Source organism: Nostoc sp. UIC 10630 (assembly GCF_010747425.1).
In the GTDB taxonomy this organism is placed as follows: Bacteria; Cyanobacteriota; Cyanobacteriia; order Cyanobacteriales; family Nostocaceae; genus Nostoc.
The window spans coordinates 1-5,270 of the sequence record NZ_JAAGOG010000335.1 but is presented as its reverse complement, the minus strand read 5'-3'; the positions used below and the strand labels follow the sequence as shown (position 1 = coordinate 5,270).

The 5,270-nt window shown below is 41.4% G+C and carries 5 protein-coding genes; 2 read left to right on the top strand and 3 right to left on the bottom strand.

Going from position 1 to position 5,270, the window contains the following annotated elements; translation table 11 throughout:
• Positions 1-582 precede the first annotated feature (582 nt).
• Together G1O98_RS36650 and G1O98_RS36645 are read left to right on the top strand one after the other, a co-directional pair.
• Complete coding sequence (locus tag G1O98_RS36650; protein WP_163939167.1) at positions 583-2,037, top strand: hypothetical protein; 1,455 nt, start codon at positions 583-585, stop codon at positions 2,035-2,037.
• Between the two features lie 19 nt (positions 2,038-2,056).
• On the top strand, positions 2,057-3,241 hold the full coding sequence (locus tag G1O98_RS36645) for a hypothetical protein (protein ID WP_163939165.1): 1,185 nt from the start codon (positions 2,057-2,059) through the stop codon (positions 3,239-3,241).
• 268 nt (positions 3,242-3,509) lie between these two features.
• Here G1O98_RS36645 and G1O98_RS36640 read toward each other — a convergent pair whose 3' ends face one another.
• The 3 genes from G1O98_RS36640 to G1O98_RS36630 form a co-directional block, all read right to left on the bottom strand.
• Positions 3,510-3,962: a DUF1392 family protein gene (locus tag G1O98_RS36640; protein ID WP_163939163.1), complete on the bottom strand. Its 453-nt coding sequence runs from the start codon at positions 3,960-3,962 to the stop codon at positions 3,510-3,512.
• Between the two features lie 163 nt (positions 3,963-4,125).
• The gene (locus tag G1O98_RS36635; RefSeq protein ID WP_163939161.1) at positions 4,126-4,614 is read right to left on the bottom strand and encodes a TIGR00725 family protein; all 489 of its coding nucleotides are present in this window, start codon (positions 4,612-4,614) and stop codon (positions 4,126-4,128) included.
• Between the two features lie 124 nt (positions 4,615-4,738).
• Positions 4,739-5,014, bottom strand: a complete 276-nt coding sequence (locus G1O98_RS36630) for a UBP-type zinc finger domain-containing protein (RefSeq protein WP_084227073.1) — start codon at positions 5,012-5,014, stop codon at positions 4,739-4,741.
• Positions 5,015-5,270: the final 256 nt, after the last annotated feature.

The window sequence follows — 5,270 nt, the reverse complement described above, 5'->3', positions numbered from 1 at the left end:
AGCGGCTAATCCCTCTAAGCCTTGTTGGGCTTGATTTATAGCCAACGAATCGCACCATCGGGATCTCCTCGATGGCTCCAGCGTTAGAAGTTTACTTGCCGCCACTCCGGGTTAGCTCCGGCTACTTTTCCCGGTGGTACTTCAGTTTTGGTTCGTTGAATTAGTTTGCATCCCTTTTGGCAGTCGGCTTAAAGACTCAGTATACTGAGTAAAATTTAAGTCGAATTTTTCTAGCTATTTTCTCATCTAGAACTTAAAATAGTCGTTAATACTGTTTGCGGGACTTTGGTGCGACTTCCGAACCTAGCCTGTAACGCTATCCTAGCTTGTCGTGTCGTCATTCCCCGAACAGTACCCCCAAAGAAAAGGGTGTTGGGGATAGGGGGTAGGGTGTTGGGGAAGAAGTGATGCAATATTCTTCACGAATGGCACGCTTGATAAGCGTAAATTCCTGGTATTTCTGGGTTTTGCGTGTAGGGTGTGGGGAATTAAGAATGTGTTGAACTGCTTGATGTACCGCATTTAATTGTCTTAAACACTACACCCTACACCCCACATCCCATACCCTGTTTTCAGTCAACAATGGACATTAATCGGGCGAACCAACATCAGCAAGTGGCAAGGGAAGATTTAGTCATGTTCATTAATGCTTGCCTCTCCTGCACAGGACAGCGTGAATTCTATGGTGATGGTTACGGGCAGCGCGTATCTATTGACTTTTTGCACGACTATATTTTAGGTAATTACCGTTTACTCTACACCCGGACATTGGCAGCAGGGATTAACCACTTCAATCAAGCGCAGATTATCCTCAAGTTACTAGCAACAGGAAAACATACACCCCCTGAACATCGACAAGAAGAAGGTGCATTAATTGCCGCAGCATTAACAGCCCTACCACCACAACGAGGTTGGGAAGTATTGCAACAATTACGGAAAAGAAGTATTAATAATCGTCGTAGCAGAGCGATCGCTCGTGATTATCTCCAGCAAAAACGTGACATCAACTTTGATGCTGTGAAATATCGCTCCAAATTTCGAGCTATAGCCTCCCATGCTCACCTCACCCTACCAGGGGAATTAGGTAATTTTCTCTTTGGGAAATGGAAACAGCAAGTTTATCAAACAGAATTATTTGAGACATTTCGCCAAGCACACTATAGCGCTCAAGCAGTTTATCAACTACCCTTTACAGTTGCCGAAGGTTTAGCAGCAAAACACGGAATTAAACGAGAGGTCTTTTTATCCCGTATTCAAGAACAAATGACCTTGAATGAAAAATTGCGATTTCAAAGTTCAGCTAACCGCACAGAAGTAGAAATCGACATTAATTTAGGTCGTCTCCCCCTAACTCGTTTGGCGCTGTATATCTTATCTTTGCCATTGGAGACTCGCAAACAGCAGTGGGATATCTTAAACCAAGCATTAGAGAAATCTGCTGCCTTCACATTAAGAAAATCACCTCTAAAACTAGGACGAGTGGCCGCAGTCCTAGATTGCAGCTACTCCAGTTCCGGTTCAGCCGAAAAACATCGTCGTCCTTTAGGGGTAGCCTTAGCGACTCATTACTTACTAAAAGCAGCATCCCAGGAATACCAAGCTTTCTGGACTGCATCAACCAGCGATCCACTGCTAATTCTAGCTCGTGGACAAACAGACCTAGCTACTCCCCTACTGGATGCTTTGGACTGGGGCGCAGATTTAGTAGTACTTGTAACCGATGGTTGGGAAAACGATCCCCCCTGTGGAGCATCGGAAATTCTACGTGTATATCGTAATCGTTTAGACCCAAAACAAAAAACTTCGATTATTCATTGCAATCCTGTTTACAATGCCGATGACTTTTCTTTACACCCCCTTAGCCCCGCAATCCCCACAGTAGGATTACGGGATGCAGAAGATTTACCTACGATGTTGGGCTTTGCTCGGTTTGCTGAAGGTACTGCATCTTTAGCCGAATTGGAATCATATTTAGCAGAGCGAGTCAAGCAAATGTTAAGTGATACAGCAACAAAAACTCCTAAACTTCAGGACTGATAAATCTTGAGCGGCAATTATGGCATCCAAACGCAGTTTGTTAACAGATATATCACTCAAAGGACTAGAAATTGCTCCTTCTCAAATACGGGGAGCAGTGCGGATTGTGCCATTATTGCGTTATCAAGTACGTAACGACTTACGCTTGCTGCGTCGTAGCTACGATGAAGATTTAGCAGTTGTTTCCTTAGCAGGAGAAATGACAGCACCAGGAATGAAATATTTTTCCTATGTTCCTCATGGGCTAGTGTTGTCCTGGACTGATGACGGCAGCCCTGTAGGAGCTTTTGGAGGACAGCTTTTTAAAAGAGATGGTAAACAGTTAAACTATGGTTGCGCCAGTGTCCGGTTAATACACCGGATGGTGAAGCGGGAATCTAGTAACCAACTGAGATTTTTGCCACTGCACTTGGCAATGGAAGGCTTTTTATCAATGTTCTTTTCTGGCCCTGATATCGCCTGGAGTGAATATTCTAAGTATGCCCTTTCTCATGGGCTGGGTAGCCGAATGGAAAGCTCTTTTAGTGGACGTTACATTGCTGGACTTGAAGATGCTTTGCGGGTATTTGAAATTCACTCTCGACAGGTTGGGGTATTGGTATTTGTTGCCGAAGCATTAGCATCAGCTTTTGTAGTACCGACACCAGAGGACTATCGACTTTTGCACAATAGCTTGTTAGAAGATTTCTATGGTGAGTTATTGTACCAATACGCTTTACTGCACGATACGACTTTTCTCATGAGTGTATCTTTAGATGAGTCAAAAATCAATGATTTAAAAGCTTTGAGAGCAGCAGTACAAAATATGCGTTCAGATTGGGCATCGTTTCAGGGTTTCATGGCAGACGGACTGTTAGGACGCAAGTTAATTTCTCAAAAAGTCTATACTGCTGGTTCGTTCATGTTACAACGATTTATTACTGACCTCAACCCCAACGAAGAAAATCATATTGGGGAAGCAATTATTCGAGAGAATGGTGAATTGGAGTATTTGAAAACTTATCGCTTATCAGGTATGCAGACTCGCCGAGTTTATTTGCTGAGTCAGTTAGCAGAGCATAATTGGAATTTGGATGCTACAGCTAGTAAATTGGGCAATACACGAGAGGAATTTGTGCTGCGTTTAGAAAAGGTGGGTTTTGGTTATTTGCTTAATGCAGAAGTAAGACTTGCAGCATTGAAAAAAGTCAAGGGTAAAAGGTAATACAGGTATATTATCCTGATTAATTTGAATAACAATCTTTAAAGGTTCGGAGTCAATTGAACAATCTTGATATTGATGAAACATTTTTACTGCCTAATTAAAAGCTGTGTTTCGTTGTAGTTATCTTTCGCAACCCACACCATATATAATACTTATGATGCCCAGACAACTAATTAAAAGTAGCGAATAAAATCAGTAAAGTTAAATTAATAACCCAAATTGTTAGTTAAGTTGGTGCTGCTCTTTTGTCGCAACTGATAGATAATCGTCATACACTAACATTGACTAAATCAACATCAGCAAGCCATATTGTTCTGCTTTGGGCAGACACTTCTTCTAAAATTGGAGAGCGCCACTCTACCCCATAAAGCCAATTATCTTTGAGGCTAAAAATTCCTTGAATAATACGGCGTGTCGGCTGTTCACCGAAATCAACCTCAACTATGTCCCCCAATTCAAAAGCTGGAGTGGAAACAATGGACTTTTCTAGTACATTTGTTGGATGAAATTCTTGTTCAGCTAAGTAGAGAGTTTCATTCTGGCAAACAATTGCATAAATCAATTGCTGTTTTTCCCACAAAACACCACAGCAGTAGCCTGACAAGTCTGAGATTGGCAACAAAACTTTTTCTAACATTCTTACTGCTACTGGAGGCATGGTCTGACCCCACTCAGAAGAAATATGCCAACAGGATTCTAAAGCGGTAATTTGGTTAATCATCTGGGAATGTAGTTCTCTTTTTTATACATACACTCACTTGCTTCAGTCTGATCCGGAATATAATTTAAATTTCGGGAAGCTAAGGCAACAGATGGGGATTTAAACCAAATCAATTTGAGAGCCTCCCAATTTGAGAAGACTTTACTGATTCACTAATTCGTAACTAAGATAAAATTGTTTTAGCAGTAGCGATCGCCTGCTCCACACTCTCCACAATATAAACATTTTCTGGCGACAGTTTTTTAAAGAAAAGTTTACTTTCTTGATCATTATTCAACAAAATTACTTGCTTATTTGCTTTCAAAGCTAGAGCAATTTCTGAAGCGGTTCCTGCACCCATCCCGCAAGCAATTACCACATCACTGGTAAGAACGTTAATATTGTTCCTAGAATTACCCATGTCTGTGAAAATAGCAATATCCACCCAAGAGGACATACCATCCTGATTTTCACCTGGAAGAATACCAATAGTTAAACCATCAGCAGATTTTGCACCTTTACTTACTGCATCCATTACCCCTACATTTCTACCACCAGTGAGTAAAACCCATCCTTGTTTGGCAATAAGTTGACCTAATATATAAGCATTTTGTAAATCATTTGCTGTCGCATTTTCTCCTCTCCCCATAACACCAATAATAATTCTTCGCATAAAATTTCAGATGATACTGGTTTTGAGCGACAAGTCAAAGCTTTCTCCATAAAAGGGCAATTGGCTGAGGCGTTAGGAAGATAGCAATCGCCCTCTTTTGGCAGTGAAGCGCGTTTGCCTCACTTTAATAATTCTTTGCCTGCTCATCCAAAAAACACCATAACCACTGTTCTCCTAATTCAGCCGAGCTAATTACTGAATGTCCAGTTTCCTCGTAATGCCGTCGGGCATGTTGATGAACAGAAGAATCACAGCACAGCATCTTGCCGCAACTTTGACAAATACGGAGATGCACCCAACGACTGTTTATTAGGATACACTCTTCACAACGAAATACTGGGTAGTTGGCTTTAGAAATCAGAGTTTCCGTAGTCAGATTGTCTAAATGTTCGCAACTCATAGGAATTTGAATGACACGTTAATCAAAGTATAGATTAGTGCAGGAAAACTTCTATTTAATACAGCGATAGCTGCGCCACCGCCTGCCGCAGGATACCCGAATGCGAACAGTGCCTCTTGTATTGAGAAGGGCTGTAAGGCTAGGGCAAAGCTTTGCAATACAACCAAAATTTTAATTAGATATCAATATTTATCTGTTCTATCTGTCTAGCAGCTTTATCCCAAAGCTTTGCAGAAGCCTCATCTTTCCAATGATT